Genomic DNA, 21546 nt, shown 5'->3' with positions numbered 1-21546 from the left:
CGGCAGGCTTCGCATTTCGAATGCCCACCCACTCGGGAGACTGAAACACCATGGCACTCATCAGCATGCGCCAGATGCTGGACCACGCCGCCGAATTCGGCTACGGCGTCCCGGCCTTCAACGTCAACAACCTGGAACAGATGCGCGCCATCATGGAAGCGGCCGACAAGACCGATTCCCCGGTGATCGTCCAGGCTTCCGCCGGTGCCCGCAAATACGCCGGCGCGCCTTTCCTGCGCCACCTGATCCTGGCGGCCATCGAAGAGTTCCCGCACATCCCGGTGTGCATGCACCAGGACCACGGCACCAGCCCGGACGTCTGCCAGCGCTCCATCCAGCTGGGCTTTTCCTCGGTGATGATGGACGGCTCCCTGCGTGAAGACGGCAAGACCCCGGCCGACTACGACTACAACGTCCGCGTGACCCAGCAGACCGTGGCCTTCGCCCATGCCTGCGGCGTGTCGGTGGAAGGCGAGCTGGGCTGCCTGGGCAGCCTGGAAACCGGCATGGCCGGTGAGGAAGACGGCGTTGGCGCCGAGGGCGTGCTGGATCACAGCCAGCTGCTGACCGACCCGGAAGAGGCCGCGGACTTCGTCAAGAAGACCCAGGTCGATGCCCTGGCCATCGCCATCGGCACCAGCCACGGCGCCTACAAGTTCACCAAGCCGCCGACCGGCGACGTGCTCTCCATCGAGCGCATCAAGGAGATCCACAAGCGCATCCCCAACACCCACCTGGTGATGCACGGCTCCTCCTCGGTACCGCAGGAGTGGCTGAAGGTGATCAACGAGTTCGGCGGCGACATCAAGGAAACCTACGGCGTGCCGGTCGAGGAGATCGTCGAAGGCATCAAGCACGGCGTGCGCAAGGTCAACATCGACACCGACCTGCGCCTGGCCTCCACCGGTGCCATCCGCCGCATGATGGCCGAGCAGCCGAGCGAGTTCGACCCGCGCAAGTTCTTCGCCAAGACCATCGTCGCCATGCGTGATATCTGCATCGCCCGCTACGAAGCCTTCGGCACTGCCGGCAACGCCTCGAAGATCAAGCCGATCTCCCTGGAAGGCATGTACCAGCGCTACGCCAAGGGCGAGCTGACCGCCAAGGTCAACTGAGTTCTGGTGCTGTAAACGGAAAGCCCCGCATTCGCGGGGCTTTCTGCTTTTCGGGGCCTGGAACCCGCATGCGGCGTCCTTACTGGGCGGTGCTGCTCGCCAGGGCCCGGTGCTCGAGCTTCAGGTTGTAGAAGGTGGCGCTGCCGGCTTCGGTGGCGTCGCCGACGTTGTCCTGGGCATAGACCCCGGCCTTGAAGTACAGCGGCTTGGGCGCCCAGGTGGGGTCCAACTGCTGGGTGAACATCGTGCTGTTGACCAGGATGCTCAACTGCCCGGTGGGCGACATGTTGATGACGTAGGTGAAGCGCTGGTTGAGCTTCACGCCGCTGAGCAGGGTGACCACCGCACCGGCTTCGTCGGTGGGGGTGTTGCGCACCTTGGCGACGATGTTGCCGGTGCCGGTCTTGGTCTTGAACTGGTACTCCAGCTTGAGCAGCGGGCTGGTGCTGCCGAAGGCGTGGATCTGGCCGATGACGATCTTGCCCGTGGACGGGACCTGGCCGACCGCCAGGTTGGCGCTCATGTAGTTGTCGGCGGCGCCATAGGTCCAGTTGCGCAGCTTGCCGTCGGCGTAGGTCTCGCGCAGCTCGCTGCGCGGGTAGACGGCGTTGGCGGTGGCGCTGCCGTTCACCGGGGTCCAGAAGAACAGGGTGCCGTTGGCCGCCTTGAAGTAGTTGTCCTGATAGCCACCCATCAGGGCGGGGGTTTCGATGGTCACCGAAGGGCTACCGACGGGGATGGTGAGGTTCCAGGTTCCGAGATCGATCATTTTGACTGAGTTCTCTAAGAGAACTTTCAGTCGGGTGCTATCTCATCCACGAGACGTAATCACTTACTGCGGCATCCGGCCAACTGCACACGAACTAAAAGTGAAAGCTAGGGAGTGGCAGGGGGCTGCCGTGTCGTCCGAAGGCATTTACGCCGTCTCGCGGAACGCTTTATAGGGTTGTGCAAGCCCCTTGTTAATCACCGATCGTCGCCGTCGGGCCTGTCAAAAAGCCGTCTGGAACGGGCTTTGCCATCAAGGTGCAATCGCAAAAACTAACCAGATGGTTCATGTCCGGAATGCCGTCCTCAGGTGGAATGCGGCTTGCGCCGAATCATTGGCGTCATTTTTCCGTAAGCGCAGCGGCAGCCCCGTTTCGCTGGGGGCGGGCAGGGGCTTCGAGGGCATCCGATGAACGGTCGCCGGGCGTCTGCCGCTGCGCTGACAGGCTGCGTCGCAAACTGTCACCGGCGGTAGAATGCGGGCTTTCCCCCGGCCGCACCGATCCCCCATGAACCCGCTCCGCTACATCCAGTCCTACCCCGCCCACCTGCAGGAGCAGATCCGCCTGCTGATCGAGCAGCGCCGCCTGGGCGAATACCTCGCCAAGCGCTACCCGGATCGTCATGAGGTGCAAAGCGACAAGGCCCTCTACGGCTATACCAATGCCCTGCGCCAGGAGCACCTGCGCAATGCGCCGGCCATCGACAAGGTGGTCTACGACAACAAGCTGGATGTCGTGCAGAAGGCCCTCGGGCTGCACACGGCGATCTCGCGGGTGCAGGGCGGCAAGCTGAAGGCGAAGAAGGAGATCCGCGTGGCCTCGCTGTTCAAGGAGGCGGCGCCGGAGTTCCTGCGGATGATCGTGGTGCACGAGCTGGCGCACCTGCGCGAGCGCGACCACAACAAGGCGTTCTACCAGCTCTGCGAACACATGCTGCCGGGCTATCACCAACTGGAGTTCGATTTGCGCCTGTACCTGATCCAGCGCGAGCTGGAGGCGGGAAACTGAAGGGCAATGGGTGGGGAGGGAGGGGGAGTGTCATGCCCAACCCCAGCTGTGGAGGGCTGCAGGATGAGCGCAGTCCTGAGGCGGGCATGACGGGGCCGACTATACCCATGCGTCCCGGTTGGTCGATGTAGGCCCCGTCCCAAAGGCTCCGCCGAATGCTCCGGTGAGCTCCCCGTACCGGCTCGCGTCCGCCGGAAAAAGCCTGCTAGGCTCTCCCCATCCCTGTCGTCGAGTATTCGCGGGCATGAGCCGCTACCTACGGATGTTGTGTCCAGTGCTGCTGTGCCTGGTGTTCGCACCATCCGCGCCGGCCCGCGAATGGCTGGCCGTGGGGGCCGAGTTCCCGCGCCTGTTCGGACAGACCGTGGAAGGTCGCTTCATCGGACTCGGCCCTGACGTGCTGCGCGAGGTGGTGCAGCGCATGGGCGACACGGTGCGCTTCGAGGTCTACCCCTGGGCCCGGGCGCAGAAGATGGTGGCACAGGGGCGCGCGGACATCCTCATCGGCCCCTATCGCACGCCGGAGCGCGAGGGGCTGTTCCTCTTCAGCCAGCGCCCCTTCTACCGCGACCGCATCGTGTTCTTCGCCCGTTCCGGCCTCGCTCTCGCCTGGCAGGGCGACTACGCCAACCTGGCCGGCAAGCGCATCGGGGTCATCCGTGGCTGGACCTACGGGCCGAGCTTCGACCAGGGCCGCCAGGCGATGGACCTGCACAGCATCGAGAGCGTCGACAACGCGATACGCATGCTGGTGATGGGCCGCATCGACCTGCTGGCGAGCAACGAGCGCAACACCCGGCCACGCATCGACACCCTGGAACACGGGGCCATCAGCCAGTTGCAACCGATCATCGATACCCAGGACGGCTACTTCGCCTTCCCCAGGACCGACGAGCATGCCGCCTTGCGCAAGGACTTCGACCACGCCTTCGCCAGCCTGGTCGCCGAGGGCCGCCTGAGCGCGCTTGCCCTGCGCCAGGGCGTCACCATCCCCTGAGGGGCGTCATGGCGCGATACGTGGCGGGGCCTGGAACTGCGCGTCGATGTCGCGCTTCAGGCGCTGGACCAGGTGCAGCGCCTCGGCCTTGCCGCAGGTGGCGGAGAAGGGGATGCCGGCGGACTCGAGGATGGTCTTGCGGGTGCGCTGGTCGTAAATGAGCACATGCAGGCTGCGGTCGCTGTCCATGTGCCCGGAGAACCCCAGTGGCAGCAACTGGGTACGCATGAAGTCCAGGGTCCTGGACAGTCGTTCGGTTTCCACGGGAATGGCCTCGGTGCTGTGGGTGGGAAGGTGGACGCTACCCACCCATGGAGTGGAACGTGCGGCGGGCGTTCGGTTCCCCGTACCTGCGTGTCGCTCGTCGGCGGAGTGGCGCTGCACTGTTTGCCGGCAGCGCCGATGGCTACACTGGCACAAGGCCATGTGGGGACTGTCGTGAGTACTGAAGAGTCGGGTTATTCGATCTATAGGCGTCTGGTTTCGCAATTGATGAACGGTGAAGAGCAGCTCCCCAGCTTGCCCATGATCACCATGGAGATCCGCCGGGCCCTGGCCAATCCGGATGCCAGTACCTCTTCCCTAGCGCGGGTCATCAACAAGGACCCGGCGCTGAGCGCAACGCTGGTCAAGCATGCGGCCAGCACCCGCCTGCGCACCGCCTTGCCGCCCAAGACCCTGGAGGATGTGATCCGCACCCTGGGCATGCTGGAGGTGGACCGCATCACCATGGTCCACAGCATCAAGAGCCTGTTCACCCTGCACAGCGCCTCGCACAAGAAGCTCTTCGTCGACACCTGGAGCCGCCTGGCCCGGCGCGGCAGCATCAGCGCCGTGCTCGCGCGCCTGCTCGGGCACGCCTCTTCCGAGCACGTGCTGCTGGCCAGCGTGCTCAGCGACATCGGTGCCCTGGCGATCCTGTCCGCGTTCAAGGACGCCCAGCAGATCCCCTCGCCCGAGCTCTACTCGCGCCTGTGCCGGGAATACGGCAAGTCCCTCGGCGTCATCGTCCTGAAGAAGTGGGCGGTGGACGACAGCTATATTGCAGTGGTGCGCGGCCTGGGCGCCTGGGACGAATCCAGCGGTCCCGGCGTCGAGCTCGTCGACCTGATCAACCTCGGCCTGTTCCACGCGCTCCGCGAGGCCGGGCCCACCGCCCTGCTGCCGCCGCTGCGGGAGCTGGCTGCCTATCGCAAGTTGCAGCCGCCCCTCAATGCCCTGGACCCCAGCGGCAATGGCCTGGCCCTGGTAGCCAGCCAGCGCGCCGAGATCCAGCGGGTGGAGTCGCTGCTCCAGTAGTTGCACCGTTCGGGTGCATTGCCTTCCCGTCGCAGGGTCGCTGCGGGGTTCCGCTGGCCGGAGAGCCTCGTAATGCGCCGTGCGCAGCCTTTCCGGCGGCATCGGCGTTCTTGGGTGCCACCCCGGGTTCGGCTTTTGCATGATGCAGGCTTTCGGCTTACCTGCCGATCCGGGTCCACTGAGGTGTCGTCATGACAGCATTACTCACGCCGGGCGTGCGTCTGCTCGAAGGGTTCAGCTTCGCACGCAAGTTCCAGCTGCTCTTCCTCCTGTTCATCCTGCCGCTGGGCTATGCCCTGTGGGTGATCACCGCGTCCTACCTGGACCGCCTCGGCCTGGTCGACGGCGAGCTCAGCGGCATGCGGGTGATCGCCACCCTGGCCGACGCCCAGCACGAAGTGGGCGCCCAGCGCCTGCTCCTGGCCCGCTGGAAGGGCACCGAGGACGCCGCCAGGTCGCAACTCGAACAACGTGGCGGCCGCCTGCAGGAAGCCCTGGCCAAGGTCGACGCGCAGCTGAAGGCGGAAGGGCTCGGCGCGCAGAGCCGCAAGCTGTACGAGGAGGCCCGTTCGCGCAGTGAGCGCATCGGCTTCCAGGCCCTGGCTCCGCTGGCCCTGCCCGATGCCCTGGAGCGCTTCCAGGACGTGCTGCAAAGCCTGCAATCCCTGCGCGAGCAGGTGGCCACCGAGACCGGCCTCATCCTCGACCCGGGGATGGACACCTACCTGATGATGGAGCAGCTCACCTACGTGCAGCCGCGCGCCCAGGAGCTGCTCGGCAGCTTCGCTGCCAACGCCCATGGCGCCGTGGTGTCGCAGCACTTCACCCTGCAGAGCCGGGTCGCCGTGCGTGACCTGCGCCGCTCCCTGGACGACACCGCGCGGCAACTGCGCAAGGCCCAGGACGCCATCGCCCAGGCGTCCGACGTCAACGCCGCGCTGGAAGGTCCGTTCCGCCAGGCCGACCAGGCCATGAGCGACTTCCTCGCCCGGGTCGACAAGGGCATGTTCGAGGCCAACCCCTTCACCCTCGGCACCGCCGAGTTCGTCCAGCAGGTCGAGCGCCTCGATGGGCAGCTGGTAGCGCTGCAGCAGGCATTGACCGAGCGCTTCCAGGCACGCCTCGGCGACTTCCGTACCCAGGCGCTGCGCAGCATGGTCCAGGTGATCGGCGCCTTCAGCCTGCTCACCCTGCTGGCCCTGTACATGCTGCTGTGCCTGAACGCCGCCATCCGCCGTGGCACCGCTGCCATCACCGAGGCCGCCGAGGGCCTGCGCGCCGGCGACCTGCGCGTGGCCGCGGCCGTGCATGGCCGCGATGACCTGGCGCAGATCGCCGAAGCGCTGAATGCCGCGCTGGCGCAGCTGCGCAGCTCGCTGGAAGGCGTGAACCTGGAGAGCAGGCAACTGGGCGGGACCGTGCAACAGCTCAACGCCCAGGCCCAGGACACCCTCACCTCGGTGGAGCAGCAGCAGGGCCAGGTCAGCCAGATCGCCGCTGCCGCGCACGAGTTGGCGGCCACCGCCCAGAGCGTGGCGGAGAGTTGCGAGGGGGCGGCCCAGGATGCCCAGCAGACCCGTGAAATCGCCATGCAGAGCAACCAGCGCAGCGCCCGCACCGGAGCCAGCATGCGCGAACTGAGCACGCGCCTGGGCGACACCGTCTCCGCGTTGCAGCAGCTGCGTGACCAGGCGCAGCAGATCAACCGCGTGGTGGACGTGATCAAGGGCATCGCCGAGCAGACCAACCTGCTGGCGCTCAACGCCGCCATCGAGGCGGCGCGCGCCGGGGAGCAGGGCCGTGGCTTCGCCGTGGTGGCCGACGAGGTGCGCAGCCTGTCGCAGCGTACCCAGGACTCCACCCAGGAGATCGGCGACACCGTCGCCAGCCTGCAGGGCGTGGTCGGCCAGGCGGTCGCCCTGATGGAGGCCGCCTTCAAGCAGGCCGAAGGCGACGTGGGCAGCGTGCTGAGCATGGGTGAGGACCTGTCCGGTATCGCCGATGCGGTGCAGCGGGTCAGCGACCGCCTGGCGCAGATCGCCACCGCCGCCGAGGAACAGGCCGCAACGGCGGACGAGGTCAGCGGCAATATCCAGCAGGTCGACCAGGCCGCCAGCTTGCTGTTGCAAGGGGCCCAGTCGGTCCAGGCCGCCGCCGAGCAGTTGCATCGCGGCAGCCAGGCCCTGAACCAGAACACGTCGCGCTTCCGCCTGGCCTGATTGCCGGGCAACCGGCCGCCTGTGGGCGGCCGGCCTTCATCAGAGCTTCCAGAACGGTTTCAGCGCCTCGTCGCGGGCCTGCTCGCGAGTCAGGCCGATGTCGCGCAGGGCCTGCTCGTCCAGGTCCAGCAGCGCCTTGCGGGTTTGCAGGCGGCGCCAGAAGCGATGCCAGCGGCCGTCTCCCGCGGAGCGGGTGCTCGCACGGACGCGCAGGTGCTCCAGCTCCAGTTCTTTCGCGTGGAGGCTCAGCCGCGTATCGCTCAGGCCGTTCATGTCGATCTCCTCATGCCGGGGTGTATGGAAGACATGATGCGCGGCGGGTAAAAAGCGATACAGATTCAAGGATCTGTTATTTTTTTCATACAGATTGCGCAGTGGAGCGTCTGAATCCACAATTTACCCGTCATCTGTACCGGTCCGTAGAAAGCGGGCTCCACGCAAGGGGAACTGTCATGAAGCTCTACACCCAGCTCGCCGAAACCCTCGCCGCTCGCATCGAGCAGGGCTACTACCGGCCCGGCGACCGCCTGCCCTCGGTCCGCGCCCTGAGCCAGGAGCACGGCGTCAGCCTCAGCACCGTCCAGCAGGCCTACCGCCTGCTGGAGGATGGCGGCCTGGCCGTGCCCCGGCCCAAGTCCGGCTACTTCGTGCCGCCCCGTCGCGCGGCCCCGGCGCTGCCGGCCATGACCCGCGCGGCGCAGCGCCCGGTGGACGTGTCGCAATGGAGTGACGTGCTGGAGCTGGTCAAGCGCGGCGCCCGCGACGGCCTGGTGCAACTGGGCCGGGGCATGCCCGACGTCACCAGCCCGACCCTGCGACCGCTGCTGCGCAGCCTGGCGCAGGTCGCCCGGCGTCCGGACCTGGGCGGCCTGTACTACGACGCCATCCAGGGCTCGCTGCCATTGCGGGAACAGATTTCCCGGCTGTTGGTGGATGCCGGCTGCCAGATACCGGCCAGCGACCTGATCATCACCACCGGCTGCCACGAGGCGCTGTCCGCCTCCATCCGCGCCATCTGCCAGCCGGGGGACATAGTCGCGGTGGACTCGCCAAGCTTCCACGGCGCCATGCAGGCGCTGAAGGGCTTCGGCATGAAGGCCCTGGAACTGCCCACCGACCCGATCAACGGCATCAGCCTGGAGGCGCTGGAGATGGCCCTGGAGCAGTGGCCGATCAAGCTCATCCAGCTCACCCCCAACTGCAACAACCCCCTGGGCTACATCATGCCGGAGGCCCGCAAGCGCGCCCTGCTGACCCTGGCCCAGCGCTACGACGTGGCGATCATCGAAGACGACGTTTACGGCGACCTGGCCTACCGCTACCCGCGTCCGCGCACCATCAAGTCCTTCGACGAGGACGGCCGCGTGCTGCTGTGCAGTTCCTTCTCCAAGACCGTGGCGCCCGGCATCCGCATCGGCTGGATCGCCCCCGGCCGCTACTTCGACCGGCTGCTGCACATGAAGTACATCTCCACCGGCGCCACCGCCACCCAGCCGCAGATCGCCCTGGCCGAATTCCTCGCCAGCGGCGCCTACGAGCCCCATGTGCGGCGCATGCGCAGCCAGTACCAGAACGGCCGCGACCAGATGATCGACTGGGTGATGAAGTACTTCCCCGAAGGCACCCGCGCCAGCCGGCCCCAGGGTGGATTCATGCTCTGGGTCGAGCTGGACGAGGGGTTCGACACCCTGCGGCTGAATCGCGCCCTGCTCGACAAGGGCGTACAGATCGCCTCCGGCAGCCTGTTCTCCGCCTCCGGCAAATACCGCAGCTGCCTGCGCATGAACTACTCGCGCAAGCCCGATGCCGAGCAGGAAGCCGCCGTGCGCAAGGTGGGCGAGACGGTGAAGGCGTTGATGGAGGAGACGACCGTGGAAGCGAATTCATTCGCGATGCTTTGAACTCGGCGGCCTTCGGCTACCGATAGACCGGCGTTTTCCTGGGCGCGCTCGCGCAGCCATGTCTTTCCCCGTTGATTAGAGTCCCAGCTTTCCATGGAAGGAGGGCTGGCCAGTGGGCAGTCGCGACCTGCGCAAAGGGCGCGTTTCCGAACTCGGCAGGGTTTATCTCATCACCGCGACTACGGCCGAGCGGCGCCCGCTCTTCGCCGATTTCATGCACGCTCGGTTATTGGTGGGTGAACTGAGGCGCCTGGAACACGGCAACTTGGCACAGTCACTGGCCTGGGTGGTGATGCCCGATCATTTCCACTGGCTGATGCGGCTCAGCGGGCCAATGCCCTTGTCATCGGTGGTCAAGGCGCTGAAGGGCCGCACCGCAAGGCGCCTGGGCCTGTCGCTGGACGATGGAGGGAAGGTCTGGCAGCCAGGATTCCATGACCGGGCGCTGAGGCGTGAGGATGAATTGCTGCCGATTGCGCGCTATGTGGTCGCCAATCCGCTGAGGGCGGGACTGGTACAGCGCCTTGGTGATTACCCGCATTGAGACGCGGTGTGGCTGTGAGCGGGTGGCAGTCCTGCGGCCTGCTTCGCGAATGAATTCGCTCCCACGGGGCACCGTGCTTTTCTGTGGGAGCGAATTCATTCGCGATTGTCCGAGCGCAGGGCTCCTTGGGCGGCAGGGGCCCTCACTCCACCTTCTTCCCACTCGCCAGGTGCGCCGCCAGGGTGCGCAGGGCGCCGAGCTGGCGGCAGATCAGACCGAGTTCGGTCTGCACCAGGCGGGCGCGCTCGTCCATGTCCTCGGGGAGCTGTTCCAGCTCCTTGGCCAGGGCTTCCTCGCTGTCGCTGTGGATGGTCACCGGCTTGCGCGCGGCGAGGTCGTTGGCGATCTCTTCCAGGGCCGTGGCGATGCGTTCGGCGGCATTGCCCAGCAGGCTGCCCTCCAGCGCCATGGGTTCGGTTGCGCGATGCGCGCCGAGGGCGGAGAGGTAGCTGAGCAGGGTGTGGGAGAGCACCAGGAAGCGGAAGCCGATGTCCGCCTCCTTACGGAAGTGACCGGGTTCCATGAGCATGTTGGCCAGCGTCGTGGACAGCGCCGCATCGGCGTTGTGGGCGTTGCGCCGGGCCAGGCGGTAGGCGAGGTCGTCGCGCTTGCCGGCGTTGTACTGCTGCACCAGCTGGCGCAGGTAGCGGGCGTTGCAGGCCAGGGTGTTGGCCACCACGCGGTGCAGGCCACGGCCCTGCCAGTCGGGGAGGATGAAGATCACCGCCAGCGCGGCGATCAGGCTGCCCAGCAGGGTGTCCACCAGGCGCGGCACGAAGAGGCCGTAGCTGTCGCCGATCTGGTTGAAGCAGAACAGCACCATCAGGGTGATCGACGCCGTCGCCAGGGTGTAGCGGGTCGACCGGTTGGCGAAGAAGATCACCCCGGCGACCACGGCGAACAGCGATTGCACCAGGGCGCTGGGGAACAGGTCGAACAGCGCCCAGCCCAGGGCCAGGCCGATGACGGTGCCGATGATCCGCTGCACCAGCTTGCGCCTCGTGGCGCCGAAGTTCGGCTGGCAGACGAAGACCGTGGTGAGCAGGATCCAGTAGCCCTGGCTGGGGTGGATCAGGTGCAGCACGCCGTAGCCGACGCACAGGGCGATGGCCATGCGCAGGGCGTGGCGGAACACCAGGGAGGTCGGGGTGACGTTCTGCTTGAGGCGTTCCCAGACGTCCTTCAGGCCCTTGGGCGAGCGGTCCAGCAGGCTGCTGTCCTGGGCTTCGGCGAGGGCGTCGGGGTTGCTGGCGTCGGTCAGCAGGCGATCGAGGGTGGAGAGGTTGCCGGCCAGGGCGTTGAGCGAGCGCAGCAAGCCGCGCCAGGCCGGGTTGCTCTGGATGCGCAGGTGCTCCAGGGAGCGGTGCAGGTCGTCCAGGGCCTGGGTGCCGTCGTTGTAGTCGAACGGCTGGCGCATCTGGATGGCCTGGCCGAGCGCCTGGCAGGCGCCCCCCTGCTGGCGCAGCAGGCGCTGGCAGCGGAACAGCACGTCGCTGTGGAAGAACGCCTCGGCCAGCTGGTTGTACGGGTAGTGCGAGGAGCTGGCGCGTTCGTGGATGTCCTGGGCGAGGAAGTACAGCTTCAGGTAGCGGCTCACCTTGGGACCGGGGCGGGCGTTGCCGACGCGGTGCAGGATGATTTCCTTGGCCGCGTTCAGCGCCGCCACCACCTTGCCGTTCTGCTGCGCCAGTTCCAGGCGCTTGGCCTCCACGTCCAGCTCGCGCAGCGGCTCGAAGAGGTTGGCCTTGAGCTTGAGGTAGCGCCCCAGCTCACGGTAGAGCCGGGCCAGGCTCTGCTGCACCGGCTGGTGGGTGAACAGCGCCTGCCAGATCACCGAGAGCAGGCCGTACCAGGCCGCGCCGCCCACCAGCAGCGCCGGCTCGCGCCAGAGGTCGTGGCCGACGCCGTCGCGCTGGTCGACGCCGATCATGCTGTAGATCGACAGGATCAGGGTCGCCGAGGCGATGGTGGCGTAGCGCTCGCCCAGGGCGCCGAGCATGGTCAGGCCGAAGGCCGCCAGCGCCAGGGCAGAGACGAACAGCCAGGGGTAGGGGAACAGCAGCTCCACCGAGAAGGAGGCGATGCTGAAGCAGCCCAGGGTCACCAGCAGCGCATTGAGGCGGCCCTGCCAGCTGTCGTCGGTCTCGGCCAGGGCGCTGGCGATGATGCCGAGGAACAGCGGGATCAGCAGGTCCATGCGGTCCTGCTGCCAGCAGAGCGCCATGCTGCCGGTGAGGGCGACGAACACCCGCAGGCTGTAGCTGAACTTGTCCTGGGCCCAGAGGCGGCGCAGGGAGTGACGGAGCGAGGTCGATGGCATAACGGCCTTGTGGGCGTGCGGTCCGGGGGCTCGGCCTGCGCGGGTGTGCGTGGGCCGATGGCGAGAGGTTACCGCTTGGATGCTGCCCGGGCGAGGCGGGTTACACCCGCTGGCGTGAATGCGCAGGCGCTGGCGCCGTCAGGCATGCTGCCGCCTCAGGCGAACTGTGCGGCGGCGTGCGCCGAGGCCCAGGCCCACTGGAAGTTGAAGCCGCCGAGGTGGCCGGTGATGTCCAGCACTTCGCCGATGAAGTACAGCCCGGGGGACTTCTGCGACTCCATGGTCTTGGACGAGACCTCGTGGGTGCTGACGCCGCCCAGGGTGACTTCGGCGGTGCGATAGCCCTCGGTGCCGGACGGGGTCACCTGCCAGTCGCCGAGGGCTTCGGCGATGGCCTGCAGCTCGGCCAGGCTGTACTGCTTCATCGGCCGTGAGACGAACCAGCGCTCGGCCAGCAGGCCGGCGAACTTGCGGGTGAACAGCTCGCCCAGCAGGGTCTTCAGCTCGGCATTGGGGCGTTCGCCCTGCTGCTGCACCAGCCAGGCGGGCACGTCGAGATTGGGCAGCAGGTTGATCGACACCGTGTCGCCCGGGTTCCAGTAGGAGGAGATCTGCAGGATGGCGGGGCCGCTGAGGCCGCGATGGGTGAACAGGATGTTCTCGCGGAAGCTGGCGCCGTTGCAGCTCACCAGGGCGTCCACCGAGGTGCCGGAGAGCTCGGTGCACATCTCCTTGAGCTGGTCGGTGATGGTGAAGGGCACCAGGCCGGCACGGGTCGGCAGCACTTCATGGCCGAACTGGCGGGCGACCTGGTAGCCGAAGCCGGTGGCGCCCAGGGTGGGGATCGACAGGCCACCGGTGGCGATCACCAGGGACTGGCAGCGCACCGGGCCGATGCCGGTCTGCAGCTCGTAGCCGGCGTCGTGGCGGGCGATGCCGGTGACGGCGGTGTCCAGGCGCAGGTCGACGCCGTGTTCGTCGCACTCGGCCAGGAGCATGGCGAGGATGTCGCTGGCCTTGTGGTCGCAGAACAGCTGGCCGAGCTTCTTCTCGTGGTAGGCGATGCCGTGCTTGTTGACCAGCTCGAGGAAGTCCCACTGGGTGTAGCGGGCCAGGGCCGACTTGCAGAAATGCGCGTTGGCGGAGAGGAAATTGGCCGGCTCGGTATAGAGGTTGGTGAAGTTGCAGCGCCCGCCGCCGGACATGAGGATCTTCTTGCCGGCCTTGTTCGCGTGGTCGAGCAGGAGCACCTTGCGTCCGCGCGCGGCGGTCTTCGAAGCACACAACAGGCCGGCGGCGCCGGCCCCGATAATCACCACGTCAGTCACGAACAAGAAACCACCCTCGGAAGTCGAATCGGCCAAGGCGCGCGCCGGTGGCGAAGTCTACCCTATGGAGGTGCCGCGACCAGCGCTCTCCGCTGGCTGGCAAGGGAAATGCGTGCAGTCCGGCGATGCCGACCGTCCCAGCCCCAGTGGAAGCCATGGATGAAAAAGACCTGCAGTGTCCTGTTGTTGCTCGTTCTGCTGTGCTCGGGCCCGCTGCGCGCCGAGCACCTGCGGCTGGTGGCCGACACCTGGCCGCCGTTCACCGATGCGAGCCTGCCCGAGGGCGGCCTGGCGGTGGACCTGGTGGTAACGGCACTGGAGCGCGCCGGGCACAGCACCGAATACGTCGAGGTCCCCTGGGCGCGGGCACTGCGCGGGCTGGAGGTGGGCGACTACGACGTGGTGATCAACGCCTGGTACGACCAGGCCCGCGCCGTCTATGGGCTCTACTCCAGGCCCTACCTGGTCAACCGCGTGCGCTTCCTCCGCCACCGCGGCGCCAAGATCGACTTCCAGACCCTGGCCGACCTGCGCCCCTACAGCATCGCCGTGGTGCGCGGCTATGCCTATTCAGCGGAGTTCGACCAGGACCCGACCCTCGACCGGGTGCCGGTGATGGGCTTCGAGATGGGCGCGCGCATGCTCGCCGCCGGGCGCGTGCAGCTGACCCTGGAGGATGAGCTGGTGGCGCGCTATCACCTCAACCGCGAGCTGAAGGAGCTCAAGGGCCAGCTGGAGTTCCTGCCGCGACCGCTCAGCGAGAACAACCTGGCGATCCTGGTGCGGCGCAGCCACCCGATGCATCGCCAGGTGGTGGAGGACTTCGACCGGGCGATGCAGTCGATGCGCGATGACGGGACCTACCAGCGCATCTTCGACCGGCACGGTTTCTAGCGGTTGGCGATGGTCCGCCCGCGGCCTTCGTGCTTGGCCTGGTAGAGGCGCTGGTCGGCCTCGTGCAGCAGGCTTTCCAGATCCTCCGGTACGCCCTGGTAGACGCCGGCGCTGAATGACAGCGGTGGTGCATCGGCGGCGTACTTCAGGCGGGCGCAGTTGCGCCGCAGCTGGTCGAGCGCGGCCTTGACGGTGGGGGCGTCGCCCTTGCTGACCAGGGCGAATTCCTCGCCGCCGAGCCGGCCCAGCAGGGCGTCTGGGAAGGCGTGTGCCAGGACCCGCGAGAACATCACCAGGGCGGTGTCGCCGCTGGCGTGGCCGAACTTGTCGTTGATCTGCTTGAAGAAGTCGAGGTCGAGCATCGCCACGCTCAGCTCCTGGCCGGCACGCTGGGCCTGCTGGAACAGCTGCAGGCCCTGTTCGTAGAAGGCGCGGCGGTTGTAGAGGTTGGTCAGCGAGTCGAACAGCGCCGCCTGCTTCAGTGCGCGCATCAGGTCGCGGCGCTCCAGGGTCGACATCACCCGGCAGTTCAGCTCTTCGGTGCAGAAGGGTTTGCGCAGGAAATCGTCGGCGCCGTGCTTGATGAACATGGCGCTGAGCGAGCCTTTCTGGTCCGCCGAAAGGCCGAGGATGATCAGCTCGGTGCGGTGCAGCTTCTGCCGCAGCATCTTCACCAGGTCGAAGCCGCTGATGCCGGGCATGCCGTGGTCCACCAGCAGCAGGTCGATGTCCGGCTGCTCCTGGAGGATGTGCAGGGCTTCGTCGCCGTCGCGGGCCTCGATGATCTGGTAGAGGTGCGGGGTCAGCACGCGGCGCACGAAGTTGCGCGTGGCCTCGGAGTCCTCGGCCACCAGGATCTTCACCCCGCAGTTGCGCACCAGGCGGTGCAGCAGGCGGAAGACGTATTCGTAGGAGTGCTGGCTTTCCTTGAGCACGTAGTCGACCACGCCCTTGAGCAGGAGCTCGTCGCGGCGTTGCTCCTTGTAGGAGCCGGAGAGGACGACGCAGGGCAGTTCGTAGCGCAGCACCAGGTCGACGATCTCGCCGTCGGGCGCGTCCGGCAGGTTGAGGTCGACGATGGCGGCGAAGAACAAGGCGGCGGAGGTTTCCAGCAGCACCTCGGCTTCGGCGCAGGAGGCGCAGAACACGGGCTGCAGGTCCGGCTCCTGACGGAACAGGTGCTCGAGGATCTTCAGGACCAGCGGGCTGTCTTCGACGACCAGAATATTGCGCACGACCTACTCCCTTGCTGCGTGGCGGGTATCCCCGCCTGCGCTGTCATACAGGACGAACCTTTCCGGGGCGTTACTGGAGTGCCCGCACCTTGAACGAGCGACCCTTGATCTTGCCGTCGCTCAGGCGCTTGAGAGCCTGTTTGACGATGCTCCTGTCCACGGCCACGAAGGCCTGGAAATCGAAGATGGCTATCTTGCCAACCTGCGCCCCCGGAATGCCAGCTTCACCGGTCAGGGCGCCGAGGATGTCGCCCGGGCGAACCTTCTCCTTGCGCCCGCCACTGATACACAGCGTAGCCATCGGCGGCACCAGCGGGTCGCGATTGCGCAGCACCAGTTCGTCCAGGCGTTGCCAGTTCAAGGGGGCCTTCTGCAGGTCCTCGATGGCCTGGGCGCGGCTGGCCTCGGCCGGCGCCACCAGGCTCAGGGCCAGGCCCTTCTCGCCGGCGCGGCCGCTGCGACCGACACGGTGCACGTGGATTTCCGGATCGCGCGACAGCTCGACGTTGATCACCGCCTCCAGGCCGGCGATGTCCAGGCCGCGCGCCGCCACGTCGGTGGCCACCAGCACGCTGCAGCTGCGGTTGGCGAAGAGGGTCAGCACCTGGTCGCGCTCGCGTTGTTCCAGTTCGCCGTGCAGGGTCTGTGCCGAGATGCGGTTGGTGTGCAGGTGCTCGACCAGTTCCTGGCACTGCTGGCGGGTGTGGCAGAAGGCGACGCTGGACTGCGGGCGGTAGTGCAGCAGCAGGTGCACCACGGCGTCCATGCGCTGGGCCGGGTCGATCTCGTAGAAACGCTGTTCGATCTGGCTGTCGTCGTGCAGGGCCTCGACCTTCACCTGTTGCGGGTCGCGCAGGAAGCGTCCGGCCAGTTCGGCGATGCCCTTGGGGTAGGTGGCGGAGAACAGCAGGGTCTGTCGCTTGGCCGGGGTCTGCTCGATGATCTCGGCGATGCTGTCGTAGAAGCCCATGTCGAGCATGCGGTCGGCTTCGTCCAGCACCAGGGTGTTGAGCCCGTCGAGCTTCAGGGTGCCCTTGCGCAGGTGCTCCTGGATGCGGCCCGGGGTGCCGACGATGATGTGGGCGCCGTGCTCCAGCGAGCCGATCTGCGGGCCGAAGGGCACGCCGCCACAGAGGGTCAGCACCTTGATGTTGTCGGCGGCGCGGGCCAGGCGGCGGATTTCCTTGGCCACCTGGTCGGCCAGTTCGCGGGTCGGGCACAGCACCAGCGCCTGGCAGCCGAAGAAGCGCGGGTTGAGCGGGTCGAGCAGGCCGATGCCGAAGGCCGCCGTCTTGCCGCTGCCGGTCTTGGCCTGGGCGATCAGGTCGCGGCCCTTGAGGATCACCGGCAGGCCGAGGGCCTGGATGGGGGTCATCTCGTGGTAGCCGAGGGCATCGAGGTTGGCCAGCATGGCGGCCGACAGGGGCAGGGTGGAGAAGGCGTTGGTGGTCACGGGTGGGGCCTGGCAATCGGATTGGCGCGCAGTTTAGCAGGATGGCGCGCGGCCACCCTGCCGTCCCGGTGTCGCAGCGACGGTTATTCCTCCATATCGCCGGGCACCCGACGCACGGCGCGACCGCTGTCCGGGGGCAACTGGAAGAAGATCGCGGCCGCCAGCAGGGTCAGGGTGCCGACGCACAGGTAGGTGGCCTGGAACGCCGCCAGCACGCTGGGCGTGTCGGGCTTGCCGAAGCCGCCGAGCAGGGCGGCGGCCACCGCCACGCCCAGGCTCATGGACAGTTGCATGACCACCGAGAGCAGGCTGTTGCCGCTGCTGGCCTGGTGGTCGTCGAGGTCGAGCAGGGTGACGGTGTTCATGGCGGTGAACTGCATGGAGTTCACCGCCCCCAGGGCCGCCAGGTGCAGGAGCAGCAGCGGATAGGGCGTGTCGCCGTCGATCAGGCCGAGGCTGGCGATCATCGCGCCCAGCAGCAGTGTGTTGCCGAGCAGCAGGCGGCGGTAGCCGAGGCGGTCCAGCAGCGGCTTGGCCAGGGGCTTGGCGATCATCGCCGAGAGCGCGAGCGGGATCATGGTCATGCCCGCCTGGGCCGGCGGGAAGCCCAGAGCCACCTGCAGCAGCAGGGGCGTGAGGAAGGGCAGGGCGCCGCTGCCCAGGCGCGAGAAGAGGTTGCCGAGGATGCCGGCGGCGAAGGTGCGGGTACGGAACAGCGAGGGCGCGAACAGGGGCTGCTCGACCTGCACGGCATGCAGCCAGTAGGCGGCGAGGCAGGCGAGGCCGCCGAGCAGCAGGAGCATCACGCGCACGTGCGGCAGGTGCAGCTCGCCCAGGCCTTCCAGGGCGATGGTGATCAGCACCATGGCGGTGCCGAACAGCAGGAAGCCGTAGACGTCCAGGCGCACCGGGCCGCTGCTGCGCAAGTCGGGCATGAAGCGCCAGGCGGCCCAGCCGCCGATCAGGCCGACGGGCAGGTTGATGAGGAAGATCCAGTGCCAGGTGGCGTATTCCACCAGCCAGCCGCCGAGGGTGGGGCCGATCAGCGGGCCGAACAGGCCGGGCAGGGTGATGAAGCTCATGATCCGCACCAGCTCGGTACGCGGGTAGGCGCGCAGCACCACCAGGCGCCCCACCGGCATCATCAGCGCGCCGCCCAGCCCCTGCACCACGCGGGCAGCGACCAGTTGCGGCAGGGTGGCGGAGAGGGCGCAGAACAGCGAGCCCAGGCTGAACAGGACGATGGCGCCGAAGAATATCCGCCGGGTGCCGAAGCGATCGGCTATCCAGCCGGAGGCGGGGATCAGCAGGGCCACGGTGAGCATGTAGGCGATGATCACCGACTGCATGCGCAGCGGGTCTTCGGCCAGGTCGCGGGCCATGGCGGGCAGGGCGGTGTTGAGGATGGTGCCGTCCAGGGCCTGCATGAAGAAGGCGACGGCCACCAGCCAGGGCAGCAGACGGGCGGTGCGGGCGTCTAGGCTGGGCAGGTCGGGCATGGGATTCCTCGGGCGGGCGACCTTGCGGACTTTAGGCGCCGGCGGGCGGGCTGTCACCCCGCCGGCACCTGTCGCCGGCTGCTAGGCTGTGCTCATTCCCCTTGTTTCTTCGTTGCGAAATGGCCCCTATGCGGATCTGCTGTGCGCTGCTGCTCTCCCTGCTGGCCCTGGTGCCCTGCCACGCGACGGAGTGGTTCCCGGTATCGGTGATCGCCGATGCAAAGGCTCGTGACTACGTGCCCCTCACCCGTGCCAGCCGCCCCTGGCGCATCTGCACGCTGCTGCCCCATGGCATCGACCGCTACTGGTGGGGCGTCGCCTGGGGGTTGCACGAGGAGGCCCGGCGCCAGGGCGTGCAACTGGGCATCTACGAAGCCGGTGGCTACCAGTTCCCGGCCATGCAGCGCGCCCAGCTGGCCCGCTGCATCCAGCTCGGCGCCGACGCCTTCGTCATCGGCGCCATCGAGGCGCGCGGGCTCTGCCATGAAATCGACCAGTTGAAGAAAAGTGGCACGCCGGTGATCGACCTGGTCAACGGCATCGACTGCGCGGGCGTGACCGCTCACTCGCGGGTGGATTTCGCCGATATGGCGAGCGAGGCCTTGGGCTACATACGCGGGCGGGCGGGTGCAGGCCCCCTCAACCTGGGCTGGCTGCCAGGCCCCAGGGACGCCGGCTGGGTACTGGACGCCGAGCGCGGGTTGCGCACGGCCATGGAGGGCGCGCCGGTGCGCCTCGCCGACGGTGGCTACGGTCCGGTGGATCGTTCGACCCAGGCGGCCCTGGTGCGCGGGTTGCTGGGGCGCGAGTCGCGGCTGGACTATCTGCTGGCCAATGCCGAGGCGGCGGCCTTCGCCGGGCAACTGGTCAGCGGCTCGCCGTCGCGCTTCCAGACGCAGGTGGTGTCGCTCTACGCCACCGAGCGGGTGCTGGAGGAGATCCGCCAGGGGCGGGTGCTGGCCGCGCCGACGGACTCGCCGGTGACCCAGGCGCGCATCGCCATCGACCTGGCGGTGCGGGCGCTGGAGCACAAGGGGGAGGCTTACTGGGTCAGCCCGCGCATCCAGATGCTCGATCGGGAAAGCCTGGAGGATTTCGACATCAGCAGGCTGATGCCGCCGGGTGGGCACTGGATGATCCGCCAGGAGCTGCCGGAATAGCGCGGATGATTCGCGGGCCCTGCGAGAGGCGGGGGCGGTGCGAGCCGCCCCCGGGGGTCAGCCGGCCTTGCGCTGCGGCTGGGTGCGCACCGGGGCGTCGCCGGCCACGTAGTAGCTGGCGGTGCTGCGGGGCAGCGGCTGGCGGCCACGGATCCGGTCGGCGATCTTCTCGGCGATCATGATGGTGGTGGCGTTGAGGTTGCCGGTGATGATCTCCGGCATGATCGACGCATCCACCACGCGCAGCCCTTGCATGCCGTGCACGCGGCCCTGGCCGTCGACCACCGCCATCTCGTCGCTGCCCATCTTGCAGGAGCAGGAGGGGTGGAAGGCGGTTTCGGCGTGGGTGCGGATGAATTCGTCCAGCTCGGCATCGGTCTGCACATGGGCGCCGGGGCTCAGCTCGCGGCCACGGTATTTGTCCAGTGCCGGCTGCGCCATGATCTCGCGGGTGATGCGGATGCCGTCGCGGAACTCCTGCCAGTCCTGCTCGGACGCCATGTAGTTGAACAGGATGCTCGGGTGCTGGCGCGGGTCGCGGGACTTCAGGCGGATACGGCCGCGGCTCGGCGAGCGCATGGAGCCCATGTGCGCCTGGAAGCCGTGTTCCTGCACGCCCTTGCTGCCGTTGTAGTTAATCGCCACCGGCAGGAAGTGGTACTGGATGTTGGGCCAGGCGAATTCGGGACGGGTGCGGATGAAGCCGCCGGCCTCGAACTGGTTGCTGGCGCCCAGGCCCTTGCCGCGGAACAGCCAGTTGGCGCCGATGGCGGGCTGGTTCCACCACTTGGTGGCCGGGTAGATGGACACCGGTTCCTTGCAGGCGTACTGCAGGTAAAGCTCCAGGTGGTCCTGCAGGTTCTCGCCGACGCCGGGCAGGTCGTGCACCACGGGGATGTCGAATTCGCGCAGCAGGGCGCTCGGGCCCACGCCGGAGCGCTGCAGGATCTGCGGCGAGGCGATGGCGCCGGCGCACAGCAGCACCTCTCGGCGGGCGTTGACGATGATCGGCTCGTTGCCGTCGCAGTGCAGGTAGGCGACGCCGCTGGCGCGCTTGCCGCTGAAGAGGATGCGGTCGGTGGTGGCGTGGGTGACGATGGTCAGGTTGGGCCGGCCACGGGCCTGGTCCAGGTAGCCGCGACCGGTGGCGGCGCGACGGCCTTCCGGGGTCACGGTGCGGTCCATCGGGCCGAAGCCTTCCTGCTGGTAGCCGTTGAGGTCTTCGGTACGCGGGAAGCCGGCCTGTACGCCGGCCTCGACCATGGCGTGGAACAGCGGGTTGTTGCCGTTCTTGGGCGTGGTGACGCTCACCGGGCCGTCGCCGCCGTGGTAATCGTTGGGGCCGATGTCGCGGGTCTCGGCCTTGCGGAAGTAGGGCAGGCAGTCGAGGTAGGTCCAGTCTTCCAGGCCCGGGGCCTTGGCCCAGTTGTCGAAGTCCAGGGCGTTGCCGCGGATGTAGCACATGCCGTTGATCAGCGAGGAGCCGCCGATGCCCTTGCCGCGACCGCATTCCATGCGGCGGTTGTTCATGTAGGGCTCGGGGTCGGTCTCGTAGGCCCAGTTGTAGCGGTGGCCCTGCAGCGGATAGGCGAGGGCGGCGGGCATCTGGGTGCGGAAGTCCAGGCGGTAGTCGGGGCCGCCGGCTTCGAGCAGCAGGACGCTGGTGCCGGCGTCCTCGGTCAGGCGGGTGGCCAGTACGTTACCGGCTGAGCCGGCACCGATGATGATGTAGTCGAATTCTTGAGACATGAGGCTCTCTCTTTAAATGGCTGGGGGCTGGAAGCCAGGGCGCTCGAGGCTCCTG

General features: G+C 67.6%; 17 protein-coding genes and 1 pseudogene. 9 read left to right on the top strand and 9 right to left on the bottom strand.

What is annotated here, in order from left to right; genetic code table 11:
- Nucleotides 1–50: 50 nt before the first annotated feature.
- A complete protein-coding gene (fba, locus tag ACYJSS_RS11165) occupies nt 51–1115 on the top strand; it encodes a class II fructose-bisphosphate aldolase (protein ID WP_021222606.1) in 1065 nt (354 codons plus the stop codon).
- 79 nt (nt 1116–1194) lie between these two features.
- Here fba and ACYJSS_RS11160 read toward each other — a convergent pair whose 3' ends face one another.
- Nucleotides 1195–1884: a polysaccharide lyase family 7 protein gene (locus ACYJSS_RS11160; protein ID WP_236205486.1), complete on the bottom strand. Its 690-nt coding sequence runs from the start codon at nt 1882–1884 to the stop codon at nt 1195–1197.
- Nucleotides 1885–2392: 508 nt separating this feature from the next.
- Between ACYJSS_RS11160 and ACYJSS_RS11155 the strand changes: the two genes are divergently transcribed.
- Nucleotides 2393–2893 carry a M48 metallopeptidase family protein gene (locus tag ACYJSS_RS11155; protein WP_111259646.1) on the top strand — a complete coding sequence of 167 codons (501 nt, stop codon included), beginning with the start codon at nt 2393–2395 and terminating at the stop codon, nt 2891–2893.
- 244 nt (nt 2894–3137) lie between these two features.
- On the top strand, nt 3138–3890 hold the full coding sequence (locus ACYJSS_RS11150; protein ID WP_218281306.1) for a substrate-binding periplasmic protein: 753 nt from the start codon (nt 3138–3140) through the stop codon (nt 3888–3890).
- A 6-nt stretch (nt 3891–3896) separates the two neighbouring features.
- Here ACYJSS_RS11150 and ACYJSS_RS11145 read toward each other — a convergent pair whose 3' ends face one another.
- On the bottom strand, nt 3897–4154 hold the full coding sequence (locus ACYJSS_RS11145) for a DUF1652 domain-containing protein (protein WP_158545564.1): 258 nt from the start codon (nt 4152–4154) through the stop codon (nt 3897–3899).
- A 228-nt stretch (nt 4155–4382) separates the two neighbouring features.
- On the opposite strand from ACYJSS_RS11145, the gene ACYJSS_RS11140 reads away from it, so the two are divergent.
- Nucleotides 4383–5189, top strand: a complete 807-nt coding sequence (locus ACYJSS_RS11140) for an HDOD domain-containing protein (protein ID WP_244862971.1) — start codon at nt 4383–4385, stop codon at nt 5187–5189.
- A gap of 1679 nt (nt 5190–6868) precedes the next feature.
- A pseudogene (locus ACYJSS_RS11135) lies at nt 6869–7408 on the top strand (methyl-accepting chemotaxis protein); the annotation flags it as partial.
- A 39-nt stretch (nt 7409–7447) separates the two neighbouring features.
- Here the strand turns inward: ACYJSS_RS11135 and ACYJSS_RS11130 are convergent.
- Complete coding sequence (locus tag ACYJSS_RS11130) at nt 7448–7681, bottom strand: DUF1127 domain-containing protein (protein ID WP_111259641.1); 234 nt, start codon at nt 7679–7681, stop codon at nt 7448–7450.
- 179 nt (nt 7682–7860) lie between these two features.
- Between ACYJSS_RS11130 and ACYJSS_RS11125 the strand changes: the two genes are divergently transcribed.
- Both ACYJSS_RS11125 and ACYJSS_RS11120 read left to right on the top strand, forming a co-directional pair.
- Nucleotides 7861–9309: an aminotransferase-like domain-containing protein gene (locus ACYJSS_RS11125; RefSeq protein ID WP_111259640.1), complete on the top strand. Its 1449-nt coding sequence runs from the start codon at nt 7861–7863 to the stop codon at nt 9307–9309.
- Nucleotides 9310–9421: 112 nt separating this feature from the next.
- Nucleotides 9422–9853, top strand: a complete 432-nt coding sequence (locus tag ACYJSS_RS11120) for an REP-associated tyrosine transposase (RefSeq protein ID WP_111259639.1) — start codon at nt 9422–9424, stop codon at nt 9851–9853.
- A 142-nt stretch (nt 9854–9995) separates the two neighbouring features.
- Here the strand turns inward: ACYJSS_RS11120 and yccS are convergent, their stop codons facing one another.
- Together yccS and ACYJSS_RS11110 are read right to left on the bottom strand one after the other, a co-directional pair.
- Nucleotides 9996–12173, bottom strand: coding sequence for a YccS family putative transporter (gene yccS, locus ACYJSS_RS11115; protein ID WP_111259638.1), 2178 nt, complete (start codon nt 12171–12173; stop codon nt 9996–9998).
- Nucleotides 12174–12328: 155 nt separating this feature from the next.
- Complete coding sequence (locus tag ACYJSS_RS11110) at nt 12329–13507, bottom strand: BaiN/RdsA family NAD(P)/FAD-dependent oxidoreductase (protein WP_111259661.1); 1179 nt, start codon at nt 13505–13507, stop codon at nt 12329–12331.
- Nucleotides 13508–13660: 153 nt separating this feature from the next.
- Here ACYJSS_RS11110 and ACYJSS_RS11105 point away from each other — a divergent pair, with 153 nt between their 5' ends.
- Entirely contained in the window at nt 13661–14395 is a 735-nt protein-coding gene (locus tag ACYJSS_RS11105; RefSeq protein ID WP_111259637.1) for a substrate-binding periplasmic protein, read from the top strand.
- On the opposite strand, the gene ACYJSS_RS11100 is transcribed toward ACYJSS_RS11105, so the two are convergent.
- From ACYJSS_RS11100 to mdtD, 3 genes are all read right to left on the bottom strand, one after another.
- Complete coding sequence (locus ACYJSS_RS11100) at nt 14392–15630, bottom strand: GGDEF domain-containing response regulator (RefSeq protein WP_111259636.1); 1239 nt, start codon at nt 15628–15630, stop codon at nt 14392–14394. The genes ACYJSS_RS11105 and ACYJSS_RS11100 overlap by 4 nt on opposite strands.
- Before the next feature lie 70 nt (nt 15631–15700).
- Nucleotides 15701–17083, bottom strand: a complete 1383-nt coding sequence (dbpA, locus tag ACYJSS_RS11095) for an ATP-dependent RNA helicase DbpA (RefSeq protein WP_111259635.1) — start codon at nt 17081–17083, stop codon at nt 15701–15703.
- A gap of 83 nt (nt 17084–17166) precedes the next feature.
- Nucleotides 17167–18582, bottom strand: a complete 1416-nt coding sequence (gene mdtD / locus ACYJSS_RS11090) for a multidrug transporter subunit MdtD (protein WP_111259634.1) — start codon at nt 18580–18582, stop codon at nt 17167–17169.
- A gap of 128 nt (nt 18583–18710) precedes the next feature.
- Between mdtD and torT the strand changes: the two genes are divergently transcribed.
- Entirely contained in the window at nt 18711–19742 is a 1032-nt protein-coding gene (gene torT / locus ACYJSS_RS11085) for a TMAO reductase system periplasmic protein TorT (protein ID WP_111259633.1), read from the top strand.
- A 57-nt stretch (nt 19743–19799) separates the two neighbouring features.
- Here torT and betA read toward each other — a convergent pair whose 3' ends face one another.
- A complete protein-coding gene (gene betA / locus ACYJSS_RS11080) occupies nt 19800–21491 on the bottom strand; it encodes a choline dehydrogenase (RefSeq protein ID WP_111259632.1) in 1692 nt (563 codons plus the stop codon).
- Nucleotides 21492–21546: the final 55 nt, after the last annotated feature.

It is taken from the genome of Pseudomonas sp. No.21 (genome assembly GCF_054558415.1).
Note: the sequence above shows the minus strand (reverse complement) of the source record. Positions and strands in the feature narration are given on the sequence as shown.

Excerpts from the sequence above, each read along its gene's own strand:
- fba (WP_021222606.1), top strand. The coding sequence starts at position 51 with ATGGCACTCATCAGCATGCGCCAGATGCTGGACCACGCCGCCGAATTC.
- ACYJSS_RS11160 (WP_236205486.1), bottom strand. The coding sequence starts at position 1,884 with ATGATCGATCTCGGAACCTGGAACCTCACCATCCCCGTCGGTAGCCCT.
- ACYJSS_RS11155 (WP_111259646.1), top strand. The coding sequence starts at position 2,393 with ATGAACCCGCTCCGCTACATCCAGTCCTACCCCGCCCACCTGCAGGAG.
- ACYJSS_RS11150 (WP_218281306.1), top strand. The coding sequence starts at position 3,138 with ATGAGCCGCTACCTACGGATGTTGTGTCCAGTGCTGCTGTGCCTGGTG.
- ACYJSS_RS11140 (WP_244862971.1), top strand. The coding sequence starts at position 4,383 with ATGAACGGTGAAGAGCAGCTCCCCAGCTTGCCCATGATCACCATGGAG.
- ACYJSS_RS11130 (WP_111259641.1), bottom strand. The coding sequence starts at position 7,681 with ATGAACGGCCTGAGCGATACGCGGCTGAGCCTCCACGCGAAAGAACTG.
- ACYJSS_RS11125 (WP_111259640.1), top strand. The coding sequence starts at position 7,861 with ATGAAGCTCTACACCCAGCTCGCCGAAACCCTCGCCGCTCGCATCGAG.
- yccS (WP_111259638.1), bottom strand. The coding sequence starts at position 12,173 with ATGCCATCGACCTCGCTCCGTCACTCCCTGCGCCGCCTCTGGGCCCAG.
- ACYJSS_RS11105 (WP_111259637.1), top strand. The coding sequence starts at position 13,661 with ATGAAAAAGACCTGCAGTGTCCTGTTGTTGCTCGTTCTGCTGTGCTCG.
- mdtD (WP_111259634.1), bottom strand. The coding sequence starts at position 18,582 with ATGCCCGACCTGCCCAGCCTAGACGCCCGCACCGCCCGTCTGCTGCCC.
- torT (WP_111259633.1), top strand. The coding sequence starts at position 18,711 with ATGCGGATCTGCTGTGCGCTGCTGCTCTCCCTGCTGGCCCTGGTGCCC.
- betA (WP_111259632.1), bottom strand. The coding sequence starts at position 21,491 with ATGTCTCAAGAATTCGACTACATCATCATCGGTGCCGGCTCAGCCGGT.